This is a genomic window from Pseudomonas sp. BW7P1 (genome assembly GCF_024981055.1).
GTDB lineage: Bacteria > Pseudomonadota > Gammaproteobacteria > Pseudomonadales > Pseudomonadaceae > Aquipseudomonas > Aquipseudomonas bananamidigenes.
On record NZ_CP103374.1, the window covers coordinates 4,564,168 to 4,584,969 of the forward strand.

General features: G+C 61.3%; 22 protein-coding genes. 1 reads left to right on the top strand and 21 read right to left on the bottom strand.

The genetic code is table 11. The features are described from left to right. Nucleotides 1–3 precede the first annotated feature (3 nt). Nucleotides 4–384 (top strand): Rho termination factor N-terminal domain-containing protein, encoded by a 381-nt coding sequence (locus NWV16_RS20470; RefSeq protein WP_260520532.1) that lies wholly within the window; start codon nt 4–6, stop codon nt 382–384. Nucleotides 385–480: 96 nt separating this feature from the next. Here NWV16_RS20470 and NWV16_RS20475 read toward each other — a convergent pair whose 3' ends face one another. The 21 genes from NWV16_RS20475 to fabF form a co-directional block, all read right to left on the bottom strand. Next, entirely contained in the window at nt 481–1,410 is a 930-nt protein-coding gene (locus tag NWV16_RS20475) for a PfkB family carbohydrate kinase (protein WP_260520533.1), read from the bottom strand. Continuing rightward, a complete protein-coding gene (locus tag NWV16_RS20480) occupies nt 1,403–2,869 on the bottom strand; it encodes a purine-cytosine permease family protein (RefSeq protein WP_260520534.1) in 1,467 nt (488 codons plus the stop codon). Before NWV16_RS20480 ends, NWV16_RS20475 begins: the two co-directional genes overlap by 8 nt. 70 nt (nt 2,870–2,939) lie before the next feature. Then, nucleotides 2,940–3,938: an ADP-ribosylglycohydrolase family protein gene (locus tag NWV16_RS20485; RefSeq protein ID WP_260520535.1), complete on the bottom strand. Its 999-nt coding sequence runs from the start codon at nt 3,936–3,938 to the stop codon at nt 2,940–2,942. Further along, nucleotides 3,935–4,648, bottom strand: coding sequence for a GntR family transcriptional regulator (locus tag NWV16_RS20490; RefSeq protein ID WP_260520536.1), 714 nt, complete (start codon nt 4,646–4,648; stop codon nt 3,935–3,937). The genes NWV16_RS20485 and NWV16_RS20490 overlap by 4 nt, the downstream gene beginning before the upstream one ends. A 185-nt stretch (nt 4,649–4,833) precedes the next feature. Then, nucleotides 4,834–5,802, bottom strand: coding sequence for an L-arabinose ABC transporter permease AraH (gene araH / locus NWV16_RS20495; protein WP_260520537.1), 969 nt, complete (start codon nt 5,800–5,802; stop codon nt 4,834–4,836). Nucleotides 5,803–5,814: 12 nt separating this feature from the next. Continuing rightward, complete coding sequence (gene araG, locus NWV16_RS20500) at nt 5,815–7,353, bottom strand: L-arabinose ABC transporter ATP-binding protein AraG (protein WP_260520538.1); 1,539 nt, start codon at nt 7,351–7,353, stop codon at nt 5,815–5,817. A gap of 32 nt (nt 7,354–7,385) precedes the next feature. After that, the gene (locus tag NWV16_RS20505) at nt 7,386–8,390 is read right to left on the bottom strand and encodes a substrate-binding domain-containing protein (protein ID WP_065257217.1); all 1,005 of its coding nucleotides are present in this window, start codon (nt 8,388–8,390) and stop codon (nt 7,386–7,388) included. Between the two features lie 143 nt (nt 8,391–8,533). Beyond that, nucleotides 8,534–9,352 (bottom strand): SDR family oxidoreductase, encoded by an 819-nt coding sequence (locus NWV16_RS20510; RefSeq protein ID WP_260520539.1) that lies wholly within the window; start codon nt 9,350–9,352, stop codon nt 8,534–8,536. A gap of 270 nt (nt 9,353–9,622) precedes the next feature. Then, nucleotides 9,623–10,498 (bottom strand): SMP-30/gluconolactonase/LRE family protein, encoded by an 876-nt coding sequence (locus NWV16_RS20515; protein ID WP_260520540.1) that lies wholly within the window; start codon nt 10,496–10,498, stop codon nt 9,623–9,625. Nucleotides 10,499–10,523: 25 nt separating this feature from the next. Further along, nucleotides 10,524–11,240, bottom strand: a complete 717-nt coding sequence (locus tag NWV16_RS20520; protein WP_260520541.1) for a FadR/GntR family transcriptional regulator — start codon at nt 11,238–11,240, stop codon at nt 10,524–10,526. A 101-nt stretch (nt 11,241–11,341) separates the two neighbouring features. After that, complete coding sequence (locus tag NWV16_RS20525; RefSeq protein WP_260520542.1) at nt 11,342–11,902, bottom strand: DUF1285 domain-containing protein; 561 nt, start codon at nt 11,900–11,902, stop codon at nt 11,342–11,344. Nucleotides 11,903–11,917: 15 nt separating this feature from the next. After that, a complete protein-coding gene (locus NWV16_RS20530; RefSeq protein ID WP_007950810.1) occupies nt 11,918–12,523 on the bottom strand; it encodes a DUF4823 domain-containing protein in 606 nt (201 codons plus the stop codon). A 121-nt stretch (nt 12,524–12,644) separates the two neighbouring features. Further along, nucleotides 12,645–13,613: a GTP 3',8-cyclase MoaA gene (locus NWV16_RS20535; RefSeq protein WP_260520543.1), complete on the bottom strand. Its 969-nt coding sequence runs from the start codon at nt 13,611–13,613 to the stop codon at nt 12,645–12,647. Nucleotides 13,614–13,750: 137 nt separating this feature from the next. Continuing rightward, nucleotides 13,751–14,389 (bottom strand): TetR/AcrR family transcriptional regulator, encoded by a 639-nt coding sequence (locus tag NWV16_RS20540; protein ID WP_007950805.1) that lies wholly within the window; start codon nt 14,387–14,389, stop codon nt 13,751–13,753. Between the two features lie 341 nt (nt 14,390–14,730). Continuing rightward, nucleotides 14,731–15,516: a TatD family hydrolase gene (locus NWV16_RS20545; protein WP_260520544.1), complete on the bottom strand. Its 786-nt coding sequence runs from the start codon at nt 15,514–15,516 to the stop codon at nt 14,731–14,733. 14 nt (nt 15,517–15,530) lie between these two features. Then, nucleotides 15,531–15,887, bottom strand: coding sequence for a PilZ domain-containing protein (locus tag NWV16_RS20550; protein WP_085710925.1), 357 nt, complete (start codon nt 15,885–15,887; stop codon nt 15,531–15,533). 42 nt (nt 15,888–15,929) lie between these two features. Further along, nucleotides 15,930–16,913 (bottom strand): DNA polymerase III subunit delta', encoded by a 984-nt coding sequence (locus NWV16_RS20555; RefSeq protein WP_260520545.1) that lies wholly within the window; start codon nt 16,911–16,913, stop codon nt 15,930–15,932. Next, a complete protein-coding gene (gene tmk, locus NWV16_RS20560; protein WP_260520546.1) occupies nt 16,906–17,538 on the bottom strand; it encodes a dTMP kinase in 633 nt (210 codons plus the stop codon). Before tmk ends, NWV16_RS20555 begins: the two co-directional genes overlap by 8 nt. 19 nt (nt 17,539–17,557) lie before the next feature. Continuing rightward, complete coding sequence (gene mltG / locus NWV16_RS20565; RefSeq protein ID WP_260520547.1) at nt 17,558–18,739, bottom strand: endolytic transglycosylase MltG; 1,182 nt, start codon at nt 18,737–18,739, stop codon at nt 17,558–17,560. 3 nt (nt 18,740–18,742) lie between these two features. Beyond that, a complete protein-coding gene (gene pabC, locus NWV16_RS20570; RefSeq protein ID WP_260520548.1) occupies nt 18,743–19,558 on the bottom strand; it encodes an aminodeoxychorismate lyase in 816 nt (271 codons plus the stop codon). Then, nucleotides 19,558–20,802 (bottom strand): beta-ketoacyl-ACP synthase II, encoded by a 1,245-nt coding sequence (gene fabF / locus NWV16_RS20575; RefSeq protein ID WP_065257229.1) that lies wholly within the window; start codon nt 20,800–20,802, stop codon nt 19,558–19,560. Before fabF ends, pabC begins: the two co-directional genes overlap by 1 nt.

Here is a 20,802-nt window from a genome sequence, read left to right on the forward strand (position 1 = left end):
ACCATGCCTCGTGGAAGCAAAGCCAAGTACACCGCCGAACAGAAACGCAAGGCCGAACACATCGAAGACAGCTACGAAAAGAAAGGTGTCTCGAAGGATGAAGCCGAGGCACGCGCCTGGGCGACGGTCAACAAACAGTCCGGCGGCGGCGAGAAGGCCGGAGGTTCCGGACGCCGGAAACCGGCCAGTGCCAAATCCGAAGACCGCAAGGAATCGGCGCGGCGCGCAGCGGTGAGCCGTGAGGGACACTCGCGCAGCAGCAAGGCTTCGCGGGAAGCGCAGACGGTCGAGAGCCTGCGCAAGGAAGCCCGGGAACGGAAGATTCCCGGGCGCTCCTCGATGCGCAAGGACGAGCTGATAGCGGCGCTGCGCAAGGCGAGTTGAATCAGGCTTTGTCCTTCGCGAGCAGGCTCGCTCCCACTCCCCAGGTGAGCACACCGCAGTCCCTGTGGGAGCGAGCCTGCTCGCGAAAGCAATCGATCAGTGATCTGAACGCTCACGGATCAATGCATCGACTTCATCGCCCCCCGGCGCCGTCGCCGGCCCCCAGCGAGTGACGGCCAACGCAGCCGCAGCATTGGCGCGCCTGGCGGATTCGTGAGCCGTCAACCCGTGTGCCAGGCCGGCCACGAATACGCCTGCATGAGCATCGCCCGCGCCGTTGCTGTCAACGGCCTGCACCTTGAAGCCGGGCACATGCCGACGCTCACCGTGCTGATGAATCCAGCAACCCTGCGGCCCGTCGCGCACCACCATCAGCGCGCCCGCCGGCAGGTGTACGGCCAGGCGGTCGAGTGCCGTTTCGATGTCCGCTGCGCCCGTGAAACGTAACGCCTCGACTCTGTTGCTGGTCCACACGTCGATTCGCGGCAACAGCGCCTGCATCATCGGTGAGTCCGGTGACTCCACCAGCGGACCCGGATCGAACACCACGTTGATTGCCTTCGGCAGCGCCAGCGTCCAGTCCAGCAACGACTGAGCCTTGCCGCTATGCAGCAGGCTGTAGCCACTGACGTAGACATAATCCCCCGCCTCTGCGGCAACGCTGTTCAGCTCTGCTGCCGTCACTTCACCTTCAGCACCGATACAGGAAATGAAACTGCGCTCCGCCGACGCATCGGTCAGTGCCACGCAGATGCCGGTGTCGCGCTCGGCAGGTTGTTCGATGCCGATGCCGATGCCCTCGGCATTCATCGCTTGCCGCGCCAGATCGCCGAATCGACCGCTGCCGTGGCGACCCAGATAGACCACCGGCAAACCGTTACGCACGGCGGCAGCCATCACATTGAAGCCGCCGCCGGCTTCGAAACTGGCGGACTGCGCCAACACGTCGCCGCCGATTTGCGGCAGCGCCTCCACGGCCATGACCAGGTCGATGATGACCTGGCCGGTGTGCAACATCTTAGGCATGTGCATTCTCGGTTTGCGCGGCGCGACGGTCTTTCGCACCGCCGAGCAGGAAGTAAATGCCGCCGGCCACCACGAAGGTCACGATCCAGCCGAGGCCGTTATGGCCCAGCCAGGAATCGGACAGGAAACCCTTGAACCAGATGTTTTCGGCGGTGGTGCCGATGGTGGTGAAACTGAAGCCCAGCACGATGGCAATCGCCCACGCGCCAAATGCACGCCACTCGATGCCGCCGCTGTACCAGTAGGCGCTGCTCGGGCTGACGTCGAGCAAGTCTTTGGGGCTGTAGTAGTGACGGTGAATCAGGTCGACCACGAAGATCCCGACCCACGCGGTGATCGGCACCGCCAGCAGCGAGATGAAGGTGATGAACGGGCCATAGAAACTGTCGGCGATCAGCATGAAGTAGATCGAACCGGCGAAGATCGCGACGATGTCGACCACCACGGCGTACACGCGCTTGACCTTCAGGCCGAGGGTCAACGTGGTCAGTCCGGCGGAGTACACCGACAGGTTGTTCGACAGCAGCAGACCGCCGAACGCGGTGATCAGGTACGGCACGGCCATCCAGGTCGGCAGCATGTCGCGGATCGCCACGATCGGGTCAGTGGCCGAGGCCAGATCGTTGTTGCCCACCGACAGCAGACCGCCGAGGGTGATCAGCAACACCAGCGGAATCCCCGCGCCGAATGCCGCCGAAGCCACCAGTCGCACAGCCTTGACGCTGCGATGCTGATAGCGCGACATGTCCGCCCCGGCGTTGGCCCAGCCGATCCCTGTGCCGGCGGCCATGGTGCCGATGCCGATGATCATCGCGCTCATCGGCGCCGGCGTGGCGTTGAACACGGCGCTCCAGTCGATGGTCGCGCAAAGGAAGCCACCGACCAGAATGTTCAGCGCGCCGAACACGTAGGTCGCCCACTTCTGGATCACCAGCAATGTGGCGTGACCAAGGCCCGACACCGACAGGGTCAGCAGCACGAAAATCGCGATGAAAATCAGGGTCAGCACCGGCGCGCTTTTGGCTTCCACCGGCGAGCCGAACAGGATCGAGCATAGCGACAAAAGCACGAACGCCGCCGTGGTGGTGTTGACGGTCTCCCAGCCCAGACGCGACATCAGTGACACCAGCGTCGGGCCGATATTGCCGCGCACACCGAAGATCGCCCGTGACAAGGTCAGACTCGGCGCACGACCGCGACGGCCGGCAATCGAGATGATCCCCACCACTGCGAACGAACCGGCAGCACCGAGGATCGCGACGATGATCGCCTGCCAGATCGCCAGTCCGCGAAACGCCACCAGCGTGGCGCCCAGCGGCAGGCCGAGAATGGAAATATTGGCCGCGAACCAGACCCAGAACAGTTGCAGCGGATGGCCGTTGCACTCGCCTTCCGGCACTGGCTCGATGCCCCGGGTTTCCAGTTGCCCGGCACTTTGCCCGGCGTTCGATGAACTCATGAGAGATGCTCCTGTTGCCCTTGTTGTGGTTGTCGGCAAGACGGATGGTTGAAGTGTGGCGGGCGGCGTTTCAGCGCAGCGCGAGGAGTCCTTTCACCAACGGTTCCAGCTCCAGATCGTTGACGGTTTTGATGGTTTCAATCATCGCCGCCGGCCAGCTCTCAAGGCCCAGGCAGGCCCCGAGCATGGCGCCGAGAATCGCGGCGATGGTGTCAGTGTCGCCACCCAGGCTGGCGGCCAGGCACAGTGCGTCGAACGGCGTCATTTCACCGACCGCGACTTGCTGCGCGAGGGCGAACGACACCACCACCGATTCCTGTGAGGCGACCGAAGTGCCGATCACGTCGTACAGCAGATCCGCGAGCAGCACCGGGTCGCTCTCGACACTGATGCTGCGCGCCCAACTGATCCTTGAGGCGATGCGCCCGCCGGCCACCCAGTGCCCGTGTGTTTCCGCTTGCTGGGCGATCTGCTGGCCGAGGTTGAGCGCCTCGCCCAGATCCAGGCCGTTGATGCCCGCCGAAACCACGGCCGCCACCGCTGCCGCGCTGGCAATCCCCAGCGTGGTGTTGTGAGTGACCTGACAGGCCTGCACCACCGCCGCGATAAACCGCTCGGGGTCGGCAACATTCGCCGCGATCCCCACCGGAGTGATGCGCATCGCCGCGCCGTTGGTGGTGCCATAGCGTCCGGCCTCTTCCGGCGAATGGCCGGCGAGGATCATTTCGATCGCGCGTTTGGTCGACGGACCGAGCAAGTCCTGCGAACCCTTGGCCTGCATCTGCGCTTCCCACTCGATCAGTCGTTGCGCCAGCACCGCCGGCTCGATCCGCCCCGAGCCTTCGACCAGCAGCTCGCCGACCAGAATCGCCTGTTCGGTGTCATCAGTGATCGAGCCCTTGGGCATGTTCGCGGCGATCGGTTGCAAGGGGCCGGCGTCTTGCAGATCGGTGATCCGGCCGAAGCGCTGCCTGATGGTTTCGCGGTTCAGGGATTGCGTCGGCATGCCCAGCGCATCGCCGAGGGCCAGGCCGTAAAACGCGCCGAGGGCACGGTCGAGTGCGGTCATTTCGATTCTCCGAACTGCAGGTGCAGACGAAAATGCACCGGATCGAGCAGGCTTTCGACCTGTTCCATGAAACGGTTCTGCCGGTCGTAGGTGGTACGCAGTGCCTTGAGGAACACCGTGCCTTCGGGACGACCCAGCAGTTCGGCGTCCACGGCATTGAGCGGTTCGGCGCCGATCCACTGGTCGCCGCGCTCGCCGATATAGCCGTAAGCGGCCAGGGTGATGGTCAGGGAATTGTCGATCAGGCCGACCCGCGGCAGGCTTTCCAGGCCTCCGGAGGCGGGCATCAGAGAGCGTTCAAGGGACACCGCCGTGCCATCGTTGGAACGGCGGCGACGTTCGAGAAGAATGAATTGATCGGAGCCGAAACGCGCAAGCAGATCCACGCGAGTCACGGCTTCCAGACGCAACACGTCGGTATTGATCATCGCCCCGCTGTCGGCCAGGGCCTGGGCCCAGCCGCTGCGCTGGTCGAGCACCATCCCGTCAAATGTGACGATCGAGCCGACCCCGCTTTGCGTGGCGATGTAATTGCGCCGCTTCAGTTCGGCCAGCGCTTCGCGCAACGTGCCACGGCTGACGTTGAATTCCTGAGCCAACTGATGCTCGCCAGGCAACAGAAAGCCGTCCTCCATGAGACCGCTTTCGATGCGTCGGACGAGCTCGTCGACCACCCGTTGTTTCTTGTCAAATCGTACCTGTCTAATCATGTACAAAGTGATAACCGAAACAGGCTGAAACGAGCAAGGGAAATTTAAGGGAAGTGACAGAAGGCGGGAAGTTGGTGCGATGCCTCTAGGAGCGCCTGCTCGCGAAAACGGTATCTCTGACACACTGATATTGAATGTGCCGAAGCCTTCGCGAGCAGGCTCGCTCCCACAAGGGAGTGGTGGTGTCAGCGTTGTTTGAGGCGGTCGATGACCACAGCCAGCAGCAGAATCGAACCCCGGATCACATACTGATAAAACGTGTCGATGTTCTTCAGGTTCATCGCATTCTCGATAATCGCCAGAATCAGGACCCCGGCAATCACATGGCGGATCATCCCGATCCCGCCGCTCAGCGACACCCCGCCCAGCACGCAAGCCGAAATCACCGTCAGTTCGAACCCCTGCCCGATCATCGGCTGCCCGGACGTCATCCGCGACGCCAGAATCACCCCCGCCAGCGCACCGATCACACCATGCACCGCGAAGATGATGATCTTCGTGCGATCAACATTTACCCCCGCCAGCAGCGCCGCTTCCTGGTTGCCACCGATGGCCATGGTGTTGCGCCCGTAGGTTGTGTAGTTCAGCAGCCAGCCGAAAAACAGGAAGCAGACAATGGTGATCAGGATCGGCACCGGCACGCCGAACAACTGGCCGTTGCCAAATACAAAGAACGACTCCTGAGACACGCCCACCGCTTTACCGTTGGCAAAAATGTAGGCCAGCCCACGGACGATCTGCATGGTCGCCAGCGTCGTGATCAGCGCATTGACCCGCAACTTGGCAATCACGATGCCGTTGATCAGCCCGACGATCAGCCCCATCACCAGTGCCGCGCTGACGCCGAGAAACACGCTGTTGGTGTCGCGCATCACCACGGCCGCGACCACGCCGGCGCAGGCAATCACCGAACCCACCGACAAGTCGAAATGCCCCGATGCCAGGCAATACAGCATGGTGCACGCGGCAATCCCGGTGGTGGAGATCGCCAGGCCCAGGCCGCGCATGTTCAGCGGCGACAGGAAGTTGTCGATCAGCAAGGTACAGGCGAGGAAGATCCCGATCGCCGCCAGCAACATGACCCAGTCATCGAGGAAGCGCCGCATATCCAGAGGTTTGCGCTCGGTCGGCAGGGTTTCGTTTTGGGTTGTCATCATAGTCACCTCTCAGTTCGCCACGCCGCCGGCGCGATGGCGCGGCAAAGCCAGTTGCAGCAGGTTGGATTCATTGGCCTGGTCGCGGCTGACTTCGCCGCGCAGGGCGCCCTCGCACAGCACCAGAATGCGGTCGGAAATGCCCATCACTTCCATGAGGTCGCTGGACACCACGATCACCGAAATGCCGTCGGCGGCCAGGTTAAGAATGATTTGATAGATCTCGGCCTTGGCACCGATATCGATGCCCCGGGTCGGCTCGTCGAGCAGCAGGACTTTCATCGGCATCGACAGCCAGCGGCCGAGAATCGCCTTCTGCTGATTGCCGCCGGAGAGAAACTTGATCGGCTGCCCGGCGTGTGGGGTTTTCACTTTCAGGGCCTTGATCTGTTTGTCGGCGTTGCCCTTTTCCCAGATCCCGCGCAGCAGGCAACCGAGGCCGGAGTTGGCGCCACGCGCACTGATGTTGATGTTCTCGGCGACGCTGGCCAGCGGAATGATGCCTTCCTTCTTGCGATCCTCCGGGCACAGCAGAATCCCGGCGGCAATCGCATCCCGGGGCGAACGCAATTTCAGTTCGTGGCCGCGCAACTCCAGGCGTCCGGCGGTGCTGCGTTCCAGGCCGCTGAGCAGGCGAAACAGCTCGGTGCGCCCGGCCCCGACAAGTCCGAACAACCCGAGAATCTCGCCTTTGTGCGCATCGAAACTGATCGGCTCACGCAGCCCCGGGCCGAGCAATCCATCGACTCTCAGCGCCACTGCACCACGGGGGCGTCCGCGATAATCGTAGATGTCCTGAATGTCACGCCCGACCATGCAGGTCACCAGTTGATCGTGGGTCAACTGGCTCATGTCGTCGAAGGTGCGCACGTAGCGACCGTCCTTGAACACCGTCACCGCGTCGCAGATGCGGAACACTTCTTCCATGCGATGAGAAACGTAGAGTACGACTTTGCCCTCATCGCGCAGCCGACCGATGATCGCCATCAGACGGTCGATCTCCCGCGCCGACAGGCTGCTGGTCGGCTCATCGAACGCGATCACATGGGCACCTCGGGACAGCGCCTTGGCAATTTCCACCAGTTGCCGCTGACCAAGGGACAGGCGCCCGACTTTGGTCTGCGGGTCGATTTCATCGGCCAGGCCTTTGAGGCAAGCCAATGCCTGCTGGCGCAGCCCCCCACGATTGATCAGGCCGAAACTGGCCGGCAGGTGACCGAGGAACAGGTTCTCGGCCACGGTCATTTCCGGCACCAGATGCAATTCCTGGTGAATCACCGCCACGCCGCTGCCGATGCTGTCGGCGGTGGACTTGAAGGCCATCGTCCGCTCACCGATCTGCAGTTCGCCGCTGCTGGGAATGTAGGCGCCGCCGAGGATTTTCAGCAGGGTCGATTTGCCGGCGCCGTTCTCGCCCATCAGGGCGTGAACCTGCCCGGGATGAGCGACGAAGCTGATGCCGTCAAGCGCCTTCACGCCGGGAAAGGTCTTGCCGATCCTGTTGAAACGCAGGCTGCCGCCGCTGTGTTGTGTCTGTACTTGCGCGTGCATATCGCCACCTCTTCACACCGATCGAGCAGCCATCAATTCCACAGGCCGATTTTTTCCAGCTCTTGCTTGAAGTTGTCGCGGGTGATCAGGGTGACGTCGTCCATCGCGGTGTACTTCGGCGGTTCTTTGCCGGTGGTGACCCACTCGTACATCATCTCGGCGGTCTTGTAGCCCTCGATATGCGGGCTTGGCAGCATCGAACCGTAGAAGCCGCTGTTGGGCTTTTTCAGCTCGCCGATCGCATCGGTGCCGTTGATGCCGATGCCGATCACGTTGGCCGCAGCAAACCCGGCGGCTTCGGTGGCGCGCACGCCGCCCAGCACGGTGTTGTCGTTCATGCCGCCGATGATCAGGTTTTTCGCCGCGCCCGGCAGTTTGACCAGCGCCGAGTTGGTGGCGTCCATGCTGCCCGGTACATCGAGGGTTTTCAGGGCGGCCGTCAAAATGTGCTCTTTCGGCAGACCGGCGTCTTCGAGGGCTTTCATCGAACCGTCGGTGCGCTTCTTGCCGGTGTCGAGTTCGTTGTAGGTGTTGACCACCGCGTAGGTGTCTTTCCAGTCCCAGTTACGCTTTTTCGCCTCGGCCACCATGGCGGCGCCCTGCTTCTGGCCGACTTCGAACGCGGCCATGCCGAGGTACGGCACGTCCTCCATGAACTTGCCGCTGGCGTCGACGAAACGGTCGTCCACCGCGATCACTTTCAGGTCATTGAGTTTGGCCTTGGCCATGATCGCCGGTCCGAGGGAAACGTCCGGCGGGCAGATCACGAAACCCTTGGCGCCATTGGCCGCGAGACTGTCGATGGCCGAGAGGGTTTTCTCGCCATCCGGCACGGCAATCTTGATCAGCTCGAAGCCTTTGTCCTTGGCCGCTTTTTCGGCGAAAGCCCATTCGGTCTGGAACCACGGCTCTTCGGCCTGCTTGACCAGGAAACCGATCTTCACCGGATCGGCGGCCAGCAGTGAAGCGCTCAGGCTAAACGCAGTGACCGCCAGCGCGGCACTGCACAGGGTACGAATCCCGAAACGACGTTTCATAAGCAGACTCCTTGTTATTTTTCTTGAGCGTTATTTGAAAAGCGTTACAGCGGTCGAAGCGTTTGCCGCCAATCAGGCCAACAATAGTCATATCGTATGATGATTGGATTTCAGGCGAACTATTCCACCCGAAATCCGGTTTTTCAGTCGTGGTACATCACCGAGCGACCACCGTCGATGGTGATGCACGAGGCATTGATGAACGGCGCTTCGTCGCTGGCCAGGAACACGGCGGTCATCGCCACTTCAATCGGCTGACCGATGCGTTTGGGCGGATGCAGATCGAAGGCCCGCTGGCGTTCGGCGTGCGGGTCGGCAAACCCGTTCCAGTAATCGACGTTGAGCTGGGTTTCGATGTAGCCCGGGGCGATGGCGTTGACGCGAATGCCCTTCGGCGCGTATTCGATGCCCAGCGCGCGGGTCAGGCCGAGCAAGCCGTGCTTGGCCACCGGATACGGGAAGCAACCGGGAATGATGTGGGTGGAATGGGTCGAGGCAATGTTGATAATGCTGCCGATGCCTTGCTCGATCATTTGCGGCAACACGGCCTTGCAGCCATACCAGGCGCCGTCGAGATCGATGGCGAAGCAACGTTTCCAGTCTTCTTCAGTCATTTGCAGCGGATCGCGGAACACGTTGACCCCGGCGCAGTTGACCAGCACGTCGATGCGACCGTGCAGATCGATGGCCAGTCTGGCCATGGCGTGCAGGTCCTGCTGGCGCGACACATCGGCCTTGATCGCTTGCACATCGGCGCCCTGCTCGCGCCAGTGCGCAGCGACTTTCTCGACTTTTTCAGCCTGGATATCGCTGATCACCAGTTTGGCCTGCTGCGAGGCGAAGGCCGCGACGATGGCTTCGCCGATGCCTTGGGCGGCGCCGGTCAGCAGCACGACCTTGTTGTTCAGACGCTCGCCTTTGGGCGGCTCGGGCACCGGCGGCAGGGACAGAGGTTCAGCCATGAATCAGGACTCCTGTTCGAAAGCATAAAAAAACCGGGCATCTGACGATGTCCGGTCCGGAAGGCTTTTTGAACGAAACAGGCAAGCGCCGCTGACGGCATCGGGCCGTTGCGAAACGCTGACTCCGCTTGGGAGTGCGAGAGAAATTCGCTGCATCACTTCACCTGTTTTGTTCTTTTTAAGTGTGAGTGCGTGTTACTGCTGGAGCCGACTATAAACCCGACCGCCAAATAATCTCAATATATAATTTTGCATCCCATATTTTGGGATTTAATCAGCAAAACGTGTACAGAGTTTTCCGGCGACGTCCACTTGCAACGACAGCACGGCGCCGTCCAGCGGCTGGTTCAACGGACTCTTGGCGCTGGTGATGTACAGGGTTTTCAGGTCGGCACCGCCGAATACACAACTGGTGGGGCGACTGATCGGCAGGTCGATCTTGCGGTCGATCTTGCCATCCGGCGTCAGGCGCAGCAGGCAACTGCCATCCCAGCGGGCATTCCACACAAAGCCTTCGGCATCCATCGCCGAACCGTCCGGGTCGCCGTTCCGATCGGCGTCGTACCAGGGCCGGGCCGTGTCGAGGTTGCCATCGGTGTGAATGAAATAGCGGTATAACGTGCTGTCGAGGCTGTCACCGAACAACAGCGTGGTGCCGTCGTCGCTCCACAGCAGCGTGTTGGGAATGCCCAGGCCGCGCAGCAACGGCGTGACTCTTTTATCCGGATCAATCCGGAACAATCCACCGGAGCGACGGGTGACCGGCAGATCCTCGCCCCGCTCGCCGATATTGTTTTGCATGGTGCCGAGCCACAAGCGACCCAGGTCATCGCAACGGGCTTCGTTGGCGCGATTGCCTGGCTGCGGATCGGCGACGCAGAACAGCGTCAGTCGTGGCTCAAGCCCGGGGGAATCCAGATCGAGTCGGTAAACGCCGCTGGTCAGGGTCACCAGCGCATCGCCGCTGGCGCAGGGGATGAAAGCCGAGACGTGCTCCGGCATCTGCCAGATCTGCACGTTCTGCCCGATCAGCCGTAGCGCCTGCCTGCCGGCGATGTCCACCCAGTACAGCGCCTGTGTCGGTGCGTCCCAGAAGGGTCCTTCGCCCAGTTGCGCCCGATGCTCTGTCACCGCAGTCCACGTCATGCAACCCCCTGTCTTGTTGTTTTGGTCAGCTGGCTTTTTTGTCGGCCATCACCTGCGGGTAAAACCGCTTGATGACCAGGTCGGCGTTGTCGATCAGCGTCATGCAGGCCCACACCCCGCGCGCGGCATCCCGGGCGGCGATGGCGTCGGCCATGTCTTTGTGGATGGGCAAGGTGCGGCGCAACTCGTCGGGGTCGGCCGCGGACACTTCGAAGGACACGGCAAGCAGCGCGCCGAGGGCCGGCACCATCTGCTCGATGAATTGATTGTGGCTGGCAGCGAGGATGCATTCGTGGAAGAACTGGTCGGCGCGGTTGTAATCGATGCCGCTGTGCACGGCCCTCTCCAGGGCTTTGCAGGCCTGCTGGATGGCTTGCACCTGTTCGACGGTCGCCCGCTCGCAGGCCCAGCGCACCGCCATCGGTTCGATGGTGCGGCGCAGGTCAAGCAGGTCATCGACGAAGTTCTCCGGCAGACCGCTGCGTGACAGCCAGCCCACGACTTGCGGATCGAACAGATTCCAACGCTTGATCGGCAACACGCGGGTGCCGACTTTCGGCCCGACCTCGAGCATGCCTTTGGCGACAAGGGTCTTGATGGCTTCGCGAATGACGGTGCGGCTGACGCCGAGCTGCTCGCCCAGCTCAGCCTCGACCTTGATCGCCTGGCCCGGCTTTACCTGGCCGGCGGCAATCCAGGCACCCAGCCAGTCAACCGTTGATGCGTGAAAACTGCTCGACATGGACACCCCGACGCCGTTCGCTGTGGGTGTCTACGCTAATGATCATATGATTGGGAGTCAACGACAAAAAAACGCAGCCTGTTTTCACAGACTGCGGTTTTTCAGGGTTCGAGACCGATGCGGAAGAATTCGCCACCACTCCAGACGCCGAGCCAGCGCTGGCCATCGATGTCACGACTGACGGCCAGCTCCACCAATTGGTAGAACACATTGCGGTGGATCAGCGCTTCGAGGTTGGTACGCACATGCACATAGGGCGCAGGCTCTTGCGTCGTCGGATCGATCTCGACGCGGATCGGATGTTCAGCGCCGGCCTCGGTGGTTTCATCGACATTGGTGGTAAAGCGCAACACTTGTGCCTCACCCTCGCCTTCCACCTCGACGGCAATCGCCACGAATGGCGCATCATCGACCTTGATCCCGACTTTCTCGACCGGAGTAATCAGGAAGTAGTCATCACCATCGCGGCGGATGATGGTGGAAAACAGCTTGACCATCGGCTTGCGCCCGATCGGCGTACCCATATAAAACCAGGTGCCGTCCCGGGCGATGCGCATATCGATGTCGCCGCAGAAATCCGGATTCCACAAGTGCACCGGCGGCAAGCCTTTGGTTTTGGGGATTTGCCCCAGCAGATCATTGGCTTTTTGCGGGCCACTCATGGCGTACTCCTTGAATTACTGGTCCCCGACGCCCAGCAGGCTGCGTGCGTATTGCGCCAGCGGCGGGCCGATCAGGTCTTCGGGCTTGTTGTCGTGGAACGTCAGTAAACCGCCACGACTCTTGATCCGTGCAGTATCGATCAAATACTGAGTGCTGGTCTCGATCAACATGATCTGAATCACGCCGCCGTCGATACCGAGGCGATCCACGGCTTCCTGATCCAGCCACTCGTCGGAGTTGCCGATGCGATCGTCAGCCTTGGCAAAACGGGTGTAAAGCAAGTAATGAGCACCTGCGTCGCGGGCTTCGCCCATCGCCTGGTCGAGGCCCTCCGGCGCACGGGCGCGGCGGACCATCGGGAAGTATTCGACGAAGCCTTTGAAGGCCTCTTCGGCCACCACGTTGGGACGCGGATAAGAACCACCCGGCGGAGCGAACGAGCCTTGCGCGATGTAGATGAACGAATCCGGCTGAATGCGGAAATTGTTCACGCGGCGGCTGTCGCTGTGATCCAGCAGACCCGCGTCGCTCATCTGGTAGCGAGTCCCTTCGGCCATGTCACTGACAGTCATACAGCCGCCCAGCGCCAAAACGGCCAGCAGCAAAACCAGGCTACGCATTCCTAATCCTCCAGAAGCCGGTGACGGAAAACCGGCGAATGGCCGTAGGATGCAGCTTTTGCGCCAGTCCTTGGAAATGAACGGGTATCCGTTTTGAAACAAGGCTTTTGCGGCGGGAGATTCAACCGCCGATGATCTTCATGACGGTGGCGCCGCCGGAGAACGCGACTTCCTGCTTGTCGCCCAAGGCCTTGACCAACAGCCGTTGCAACGCCGGCAACGCCTCGTGGCGCGGCTTGTCGAGCAGATCGCCGACATAGTGACGGTTGCTCGACGACAGGCAGCCATGCAGCCACCCGGTGGATGACAGGCGCAGTCGTGAGCAGGTCCGGCAGAACGGCACGCTCTCGTTAGCGATCACGCCGAAAGTACCCAGACCGGGAATCGCATAGCGAACGGCCGTGGCGTCCACAGGCGCATCGGTTTGTGCGTACTCATAACGCTCGCCGATCAGTTCGAGCAGCTGTTGCAGACTGACGAACTGCTGCAGAAACGCATTGGAGTCCCTGGCCAGGTGGCCCATGCGCATCAACTCGATGAAGCGCAGCTCGTAGCCACGCTCGAGGCAGTAATCGAGCAGCGGCATGACCTGATCGAGGTTCTGCCCGCGCAACGGCACCATGTTGACCTTGATCTTCATGCCCGCCGCTTTGGCTCGATCCATGCCGTCAAGCACCGTTGCCAGATCACCGCCACGGGCAATGCTGCGGAATGCGCCGGCGTCCAGGGTATCGAGGGAAACGTTGATCCGGCGCAGACCGGCATCGACCAGCAGTGGAAGTTTCTTCGCCAGGAGCTGGCCGTTGGTCGTCAGGCTGATGTCTTCCAGGCCCATCTTGCCGACGGCGCTCATGAAGGATTCGAGTTTGGGGCTGACCAGCGGCTCGCCGCCGGTAATGCGCAGGCGCTCGATGCCGGCGGCTTCGATCAGGTAGGCAACGCCGCGCGCCATGGCCTCGGCCGACAGTTCATCCTGCGCAGCCACCAGCCGCTTGCCGTTGGGCACGCAGTAGGTACAGGCGTAATTGCAGGCTGAGGTCAGACTGATCCGCAAATTGCGAAAACGCCTGCCTTGACGGTCAACGATCATGGAGCACTCCGGCAATGGAAAATCGAGCGACTAAAACTTGACTCACAATTCAAGTTTTAGCAAGCCCCATACCTGAGTATATTCCTGCGGTACTGCGCCATGTAGCGAAAACATGGCGCATAAGGCGACTGAATGATTCAGCTGCTGGGTGTTTCAGGGTCACGCTTGCGCTTGTTGCCCATGCGCACGCCGATGTCCATCAGGAACTGGAAGAAGCCTTCCTGATCTTCCAGCACATTGCTCCAGAACGGCGAGTGATACAGCGCCACCGCGCCATGCACCAGCGCCCAGGACGCGCAGTAGTGGAAATACGGCGGCACGTCTTCGAGCTTGCCTTCGCTGATGCGACCCTTGATGAGCAGGGTCAGGCGTTCGAAGTTCGAGGCGCGGATCTTGTGCAGTTCCTCGACCATCTCGGGCACCTGATTGCCCTTGACCACCTTCTCTTCCAGGCGATCGAACAGGCGATAACGCTGCGGGTCGCGCATGCGGAATTCAAAGTAGGCGCGGGACAGCGCTTCCTTGTCCTTGTCGACATCGGCCGAATGCAACAGCTCGTTCAAGTCACGCTCGTAATCGAGCATCAGGCGCAGGTAGATCTCGGCCTTGGACTTGAAGTGCTTGTAGATCGTGCCTTTGCCGATACCCACGGCATCAGCAATCATCTCGACGGTGACGCTGTCTTCACCTTGTTCGAGGAACAGCTTGAGCGCGGTATCGAGAATTTCTTGCTCGCGGCGACGAAACTCACGGACCTTACGAGGTTCTTTGTGCATAAGAAAAGGTCTGTAGGGGTCAAAATTCGAAGCCGCGTATTATGCCTAAATTGCGCAAAAATGCACGGAACATCCGACCATATCTGTGTTTCTCGTTCATTTTACGAACGCTTCAGGAGCGATGAGAACATAACCGAAGCGCACGTATTCCAAATTTGTTTAAAAACCCCGACCGGCCAACTGGACTGAACGCCAGACTGATCAATACTTGAACTGTCGGGCGGCATATCCCCCAAGTGCCGTGCCGGTAAAGGTACCAAGGGACCGCGTGCCTTTGTTTTACTCCTAATGGTCTTAACCCGGATTCACCCCCCAGAACCCGGGTTTTTTTTGCCTGCGATTCAGGCTTTTACGTGCGCCAGCGGAAACAGACGCTTGAAGTTCTCGGTGGTCTGCTCAGCAAAACGCTCGTAGTTCTCGCCCCGCAGCATCGCCAGAAACTCTGCCACTTCCCGCACGTATTGCGGCAGATTGGGCTTGCCGCGATAAGGGATGGGTGCCAGATACGGCGAATCGGTTTCTACCAGCAGGCGATCGGCCGGCACCCTGCTCGCCACATCTCGCAGGGCATCGGCATTGCGGAAGGTGACGATGCCCGACAGGGAAATGTAATAACCCATGTCCAGCGCCGCCTTGGCCATGTCCCAGTCTTCGGTGAAGCAATGCAGTACACCGGCCTGAGGCAACGCGGCTTCGCGCAGCAATTCAAGGGTGTCGGCACGGGCGCCACGGGTATGGATGATCACCGGCTTGCCGGTCTGCTGTGCGGCTTGCAGGTGCAGACGGAACGACTCCTGCTGCAACTCTGCCGCTTCCGGCTCGTAGTGGTAGTCCAGACCGGTTTCACCGATGGCCACCACTTTCGGGTGATTAAGCTCATGCAGCAGCCAGTCCAGTGCCGGCGCGGCGCCCGGCTGGACATCCAGCGGATGCACGCCGACCGAACAATCGACGTCGTCGTAACGCTCGGCCAGCGCTTTGACGTCGGCCGCGTTATCGGCACTGACGCCGATGCAGAGGAAATGCCCGACGCCGCGCTGGCGAGCCGCTTCCAGCGCGGCATCCAGGGAACCATCATGAACAGCAAGGTCGAGGCGATCGAGGTGACAATGGGAATCTACGAGCATAAAAAGACTGCAACTTACATCGTATGAGTGGGACGGTCGGACTTCAGCGCTCCGGCCAGATGGGTTTCGATGCGACTGCGCGCGGTGTTGTCGCCATCGTTGAATTGCACGCCGACGCCGGCGGCGCGGTTGCCTTGGGCGCCTTTTGGAGTGATCCAGGCCACCTTGCCGGCCACCGGAATCTTTTCCGCTTCATCCATCAGGTGCAGCAGCATGAACACCTCGTCGCCCAACTTGTAGCTCTTGTTGGTCGGGATGAACAGGCCGCCGTTCCTGATGAACGGCATGTAGGCGGCGTAGAGGACTGATTTGTCCTTGATGGTCAGGGACAGGATGCCATTGCGCGGTCCCGGGCTGACGGGTTCATTCATGTTGACCTCCACTGCTGATGTTCAGAGTCTAGGTACACATTCTTATCTTTGACCAGGCAAGCCCGCCCATTGCACCAACAATGCTTCGAGCAGCAACGCTCCATTAAGGTTGGCCTTGCTCAGGACTTTCTGGCGCTGGGCGAGAATCCAGTCCTGGATATCGAGAACTTTACCCTGTGCGCTTTTCTGCGCCAGATACTGCACGACCTTGCGCATGTCGGTCAGGCCCAGTCCCGTTTCATCCTGGGTCAGTTGGTAGCGCAGGATCAGACTCGACCAGTCGCAGAACCAGTCGAACAGACGCAGCATCGGAATGTTTTTCCATTCTTCGGCCAGTTGTGTCGGCGATTGCTGCTGCTTGAGCAGCTTCTTCACGCCGTCCACCACCTGCGCCCGCTGTTCGCGCACGCCCTGCCCCTGCAAGGTGACGGCGGCCAACGGCGAGCCGGCGGCCAGGGTCAACAGTTCGACACGCTCGTCTTCGGAGCATTCCGGCAATGCCTGAGCCAGCCATTGCAGGCTCATGGCCTCGCTCGGCAGCGGGCAGGCCTGCTGTACACAGCGGCTCTTGATCGTCGGCAACAATCGGCTCGGCTGGTGACTGACCAGCAACAACACGGTATCGCCGGACGGCTCCTCGAGGCTTTTGAGCAAGGCGTTGGCGGCGTTGATGTTCATCGATTCCACCGGCTCGATCAGCACCACCTTGCGCCCGCCCAGTTGCGCAGTCTGCACCACGAAACTGACCAGTTCGCGCACCTGGTCGACCTTGATCGCCTTGTCCGCCTCTTCCGGCTCCAGGATGTAATTGTCCGGGTGACTGCCGGCCTTGAGCAGCAGGCAGGATTTGCACTCGCCGCAGGCTTCAGGTGTCGGATGCTGGCACAGCAGGCTGGCCATCAGCCGCTCGGCCAGTGCCCGCTTTCCGATCCCGGCGGGTCCGTGCAGCAAATAGGCGTGAGCGTGTTGGGTACGCCCGGCCAGTTGCTGCCAGAGGCTGTCCTGCCACGGATAGGCCTCAGCCACGGGTCAGCTCCAGCAAACGCGGAAGCAAGCCGTCCAGCGACTGCTGGACCTGCGTCAGCGGTTGCCCGGCGTCGATCCGCACATAACGCGCCGGGTCAGCCTCGGCGCGTTTGAGGAACGCACTGCGCACGGCCTCGAAAAACGCCCGGCCCTCCAGCTCGAAACGATCCAGACGCCCCCGGGCGCTGGCCCGGGCCAGGCCGATTTCCACCGGCAGATCGAAAATCAGCGTCAGGTCAGGGCGCAGGTCACCTTGAACGAAAGTCTCCAGCGCAGCGATCCGATCCAGAGACAAACCGCGACCGCCGCCCTGATAGGCGTAAGTCGAATCAGTGAACCGGTCGCACAGCACCACAGCGCCGCGTGCCAGTGCCGGGCGAATGACTTCGGCCAGATGCTGGGCACGGGCGGCGAACACCAGCAACAGTTCGGTGTCCGGATTCATCACTTCGTCGACCGGTGCCAGCAACACCTCACGAATTCGCTCGGCCAGCGGTGTGCCGCCTGGCTCGCGGGTCAGCACCACTTCGATACCGGCGGCGCGCAGGCGCTCTGCGAGGTATTCGCGGTTGGTGCTCTTGCCGGCGCCTTCCGGGCCTTCCAGTGTAATAAACAAGCCAGTCACAGGCAGTCCTTAATCAAAGTCATTGCGCGTTTTGCGGTGCGGCCGCTTCGGGGGACGGCGTCGGTGCGGGTTCTTGGACAGGCGGTTGCGGCAACGATTCCGGTGCGGTATCGGGCGAGGCCGCCGGGATTGCTTCCTCGGCTGCCGGAGCAGCCCCGGGCGCTGCCGCCGGGGCCGGGCTCGAGCGGTAATCCGCGCGCCGCTTGAGCTGGTACTCGCGCACAGCATTGTTGTGCGCCTCCAGATCATCGGAGAAAACATGACTGCCATCGCCACGGGCAACGAAGTAGAGACTGGTGCCATCCACCGGATTGAGCGCAGCATGAATGGCTTCGCGCCCGACCATGGCGATCGGCGTCGGCGGCAGGCCCGGAATCATGTACGTGTTGTAAGGCGTGGCCTCCTTGAGATGCGCACGGGTCAATTTGCCGTTGTACCGCTCACCCAGACCGTAGATGACGGTCGGATCGGTCTGCAACTGCATGCCCAGCGCCATCCGACGCACGAACACGCCGGCAATCTGGCCTCGTTCCTGGGGCACTCCGGTTTCCTTCTCCACCAGAGAAGCCATGATCAATGCCTGATAAGGCTCGGAATACGGCGCATCGGCGGAGCGATTTTCCCACTCTTTGGCCAACACCTCGTCGAGGCGATCAAACGCCTTTTTCAGCAGCTCGGTGTCGGATACCCCGCGCACGAACCGGTAGGTATCGGGAAAGAATCGACCCTCAGGAAAAAGGCCTTTGTGGCCAATTCGGGCCATCACCTCGCTGTCGCTCAGACCGGTCAGGGTCTGCTCGATCTTTTCGTCTTTCGCCAGCGCGGCACGTACCTGATGGAAGTTCCAGCCCTCGACCAGAGTCAGGCTGTACTGAACCACATCGCCGCGCTTCCACAGTTCGATCAGGCCCTTGACGGTCATGCCCGGCTGCATGCGGTACTCGCCCGTGTGGATCGGTGTGCCCGCCAGGTTGAAGCGCCAATAAATGCGCAGCCAGAAAGCGTCCTTGATCACCCCGTCGGCTTCAAGTCCGAGAATAGTGCGGGTCGGCGTGGACCCCTTGGGCACATCCAGCAGTTCTTCCTGCGTGATGTTCAGGGGCTGTTCCAGTGCCGAATGAATCTTCCAGGCGCTGGCGCCCAGCAGCAGCCCTGCCAGAACCAGTCCGGTTTCCAGCAGCAGCAAAAGTTTACGTCTCACAAATCAGGCATCCAGTAGCGTGCGGGCAATGGTTTGCAGTTTACGGGTGAGCGGCCCAACCGGCCAGCTCAGTGCAGCGTACGCGCGTACCGGCCAGACGCCATACACGCTGTTGCAGACAAAGACTTCATCGGCCCATTGCAGCTGCTCAAGGTTGATATCGGTGATTTGCACGGCAATACCCGCTGAAGCTGCCTGATACAGCAGCTCGGCGCGCATCACACCCGCCACGCCGCAGCGTTTCAGATCCGCCGTGACCAGCACGCCGTCGCGTACCAGAAACAGATTGCTGAACACACCTTCGATCACACGACCTGCCTGATCGAGCATCAAGCCTTCGGCGTGCTCGCTGTCCTGCCACTCGGCGCGGGCGAGAACCTGTTCCAGACGATTGAGGTGCTTGAGCCCGGCCAGCAAGGGCTGAGCAGATAAACGCGTCGAACAAGGGAACAGGCGAATGCCTTTCTCGGCATTCACGGCAGGATAGGCAACCGGGGGATTGCCTTGCAAAATGCGTCGGCCCCGAGCCGAAGGGTCCGGCGCATAACCGCGCAAGCCGTCGCCACGGGTGAGGATAAGCTTGAGCACCCCCTCGCCCATGGCCCCTGCACAGGATTGCAGTTCGCTGCGGATCAACTCGATATCGGCAGCGATGGCCAGCCGCGTACAACCTTCGGCCAGGCGCAGCATGTGACGATCCAGCAGCAGTGGCTGGCCGCCACGTACGGCGATGGTTTCGAACAGACCATCACCGTAAGCCAGGCCGCGATCTTTCAGCGACAGAGCGTCAGCCGGTTGACCGTCGACCCAGCAGTCCATCAGCCGGCGAACCGACGGAACGCCAACGTACCGTTGGTGCCGCCAAACCCGAACGAGTTGGACAGCACGACGTCGATGTCCATGTTGCGCGCCGTGTGGGGCACGAAATCGAGATCGCAACCCTCATCCGGTTCATCGAGGTTGATGGTCGGCGGCGCCACCTGGCTGTTGATGGCCAGCACACTGAAGATCGCCTCGACCGCGCCAGCCGCACCCAACAGGTGTCCGGTCATGGACTTGGTGGAGCTGACCGCCAGTTTATAGGCGTGATCACCGAACACCGACTTGATCGCATTGGCTTCGGCGAGATCGCCGGCCGGGGTCGAGGTGCCGTGAGCGTTGATGTACTGCACCTGATCGATGTTGATCTTCGCATCGCGCAACGCATTGGTGATGCAGCGTGCTGCACCGGCACCATCGGCGGGCGGCGAAGTCATGTGGAACGCATCGCCACTGGTGCCGAAGCCGATCAGCTCGGCGTAAATGGTCGCACCACGGGCCTTGGCATGCTCGAGTTCCTCGAGCACCAGGGCACCGGCACCGTCCGACAGGACGAAACCGTCACGGCCCTTGTCCCATGGGCGGCTGGCACGGGTCGGCTCGTCGTTGCGGGTCGACAGCGCACGGGAAGCACCGAAGCCGCCCATGCCCAGACCGCACGCAGCCATTTCGGCACCGCCGGCAATCATCACGTCGGCTTCGTCGTACATGATGTTGCGGGCCGCCATGCCGATGCAGTGCGTACCGGTGGTACACGCTGTGGCGATGGCATAGTTGGGCCCCTGTGCACCCAGATGGATGGACAGGAAGCCGGAAATCATATTGATGATCGAGCCAGGCACGAAGAACGGAGAAATCCGGCGCGGGCCGGTCTCGTGCAGGGTGCGACTGGTTTCTTCGATGTTGGTCAGACCGCCGATACCCGAACCCATGGCCACGCCGATGCGCTCACGGTTGGCATCGGTGACTTCCAGACCGGCATTGCGTACGGCCTGGAAGCCGGCCGCCAGACCGTACTGAATGAACAGGTCGAGCTTGCGCGCTTCCTTGACCGAAAGGTATTCCTCGACATTGAAGCCCTTTACCGAGCCGCCAAAGCGGGTGGAATAGGCAGAAAGGTCGGTGTGTTCGATCAGACCAATGCCACTGCGGCCAGCCAGAATGCCCTGCCAACTGCTCGGCACATCGGTGCCCAGTGGCGACAACATACCCATACCGGTGACTACGACGCGTCTACGCGACAC

Coding starts and splice junctions, on each gene's coding strand:
- NWV16_RS20470 (WP_260520532.1), top strand. CDS start 4: ATGCCTCGTGGAAGCAAAGCCAAGTACACCGCCGAACAGAAACGCAAG.
- NWV16_RS20475 (WP_260520533.1), bottom strand. CDS start 1,410: ATGCCTAAGATGTTGCACACCGGCCAGGTCATCATCGACCTGGTCATG.
- NWV16_RS20480 (WP_260520534.1), bottom strand. CDS start 2,869: ATGAGTTCATCGAACGCCGGGCAAAGTGCCGGGCAACTGGAAACCCGG.
- NWV16_RS20485 (WP_260520535.1), bottom strand. CDS start 3,938: ATGACCGCACTCGACCGTGCCCTCGGCGCGTTTTACGGCCTGGCCCTC.
- NWV16_RS20490 (WP_260520536.1), bottom strand. CDS start 4,648: ATGATTAGACAGGTACGATTTGACAAGAAACAACGGGTGGTCGACGAG.
- araH (WP_260520537.1), bottom strand. CDS start 5,802: ATGACAACCCAAAACGAAACCCTGCCGACCGAGCGCAAACCTCTGGAT.
- araG (WP_260520538.1), bottom strand. CDS start 7,353: ATGCACGCGCAAGTACAGACACAACACAGCGGCGGCAGCCTGCGTTTC.
- NWV16_RS20505 (WP_065257217.1), bottom strand. CDS start 8,390: ATGAAACGTCGTTTCGGGATTCGTACCCTGTGCAGTGCCGCGCTGGCG.
- NWV16_RS20510 (WP_260520539.1), bottom strand. CDS start 9,352: ATGGCTGAACCTCTGTCCCTGCCGCCGGTGCCCGAGCCGCCCAAAGGC.
- NWV16_RS20515 (WP_260520540.1), bottom strand. CDS start 10,498: ATGACGTGGACTGCGGTGACAGAGCATCGGGCGCAACTGGGCGAAGGA.
- NWV16_RS20520 (WP_260520541.1), bottom strand. CDS start 11,240: ATGTCGAGCAGTTTTCACGCATCAACGGTTGACTGGCTGGGTGCCTGG.
- NWV16_RS20525 (WP_260520542.1), bottom strand. CDS start 11,902: ATGAGTGGCCCGCAAAAAGCCAATGATCTGCTGGGGCAAATCCCCAAA.
- NWV16_RS20530 (WP_007950810.1), bottom strand. CDS start 12,523: ATGCGTAGCCTGGTTTTGCTGCTGGCCGTTTTGGCGCTGGGCGGCTGT.
- NWV16_RS20535 (WP_260520543.1), bottom strand. CDS start 13,613: ATGATCGTTGACCGTCAAGGCAGGCGTTTTCGCAATTTGCGGATCAGT.
- NWV16_RS20540 (WP_007950805.1), bottom strand. CDS start 14,389: ATGCACAAAGAACCTCGTAAGGTCCGTGAGTTTCGTCGCCGCGAGCAA.
- NWV16_RS20545 (WP_260520544.1), bottom strand. CDS start 15,516: ATGCTCGTAGATTCCCATTGTCACCTCGATCGCCTCGACCTTGCTGTT.
- NWV16_RS20550 (WP_085710925.1), bottom strand. CDS start 15,887: ATGAATGAACCCGTCAGCCCGGGACCGCGCAATGGCATCCTGTCCCTG.
- pabC (WP_260520548.1), bottom strand. CDS start 19,558: ATGGACTGCTGGGTCGACGGTCAACCGGCTGACGCTCTGTCGCTGAAA.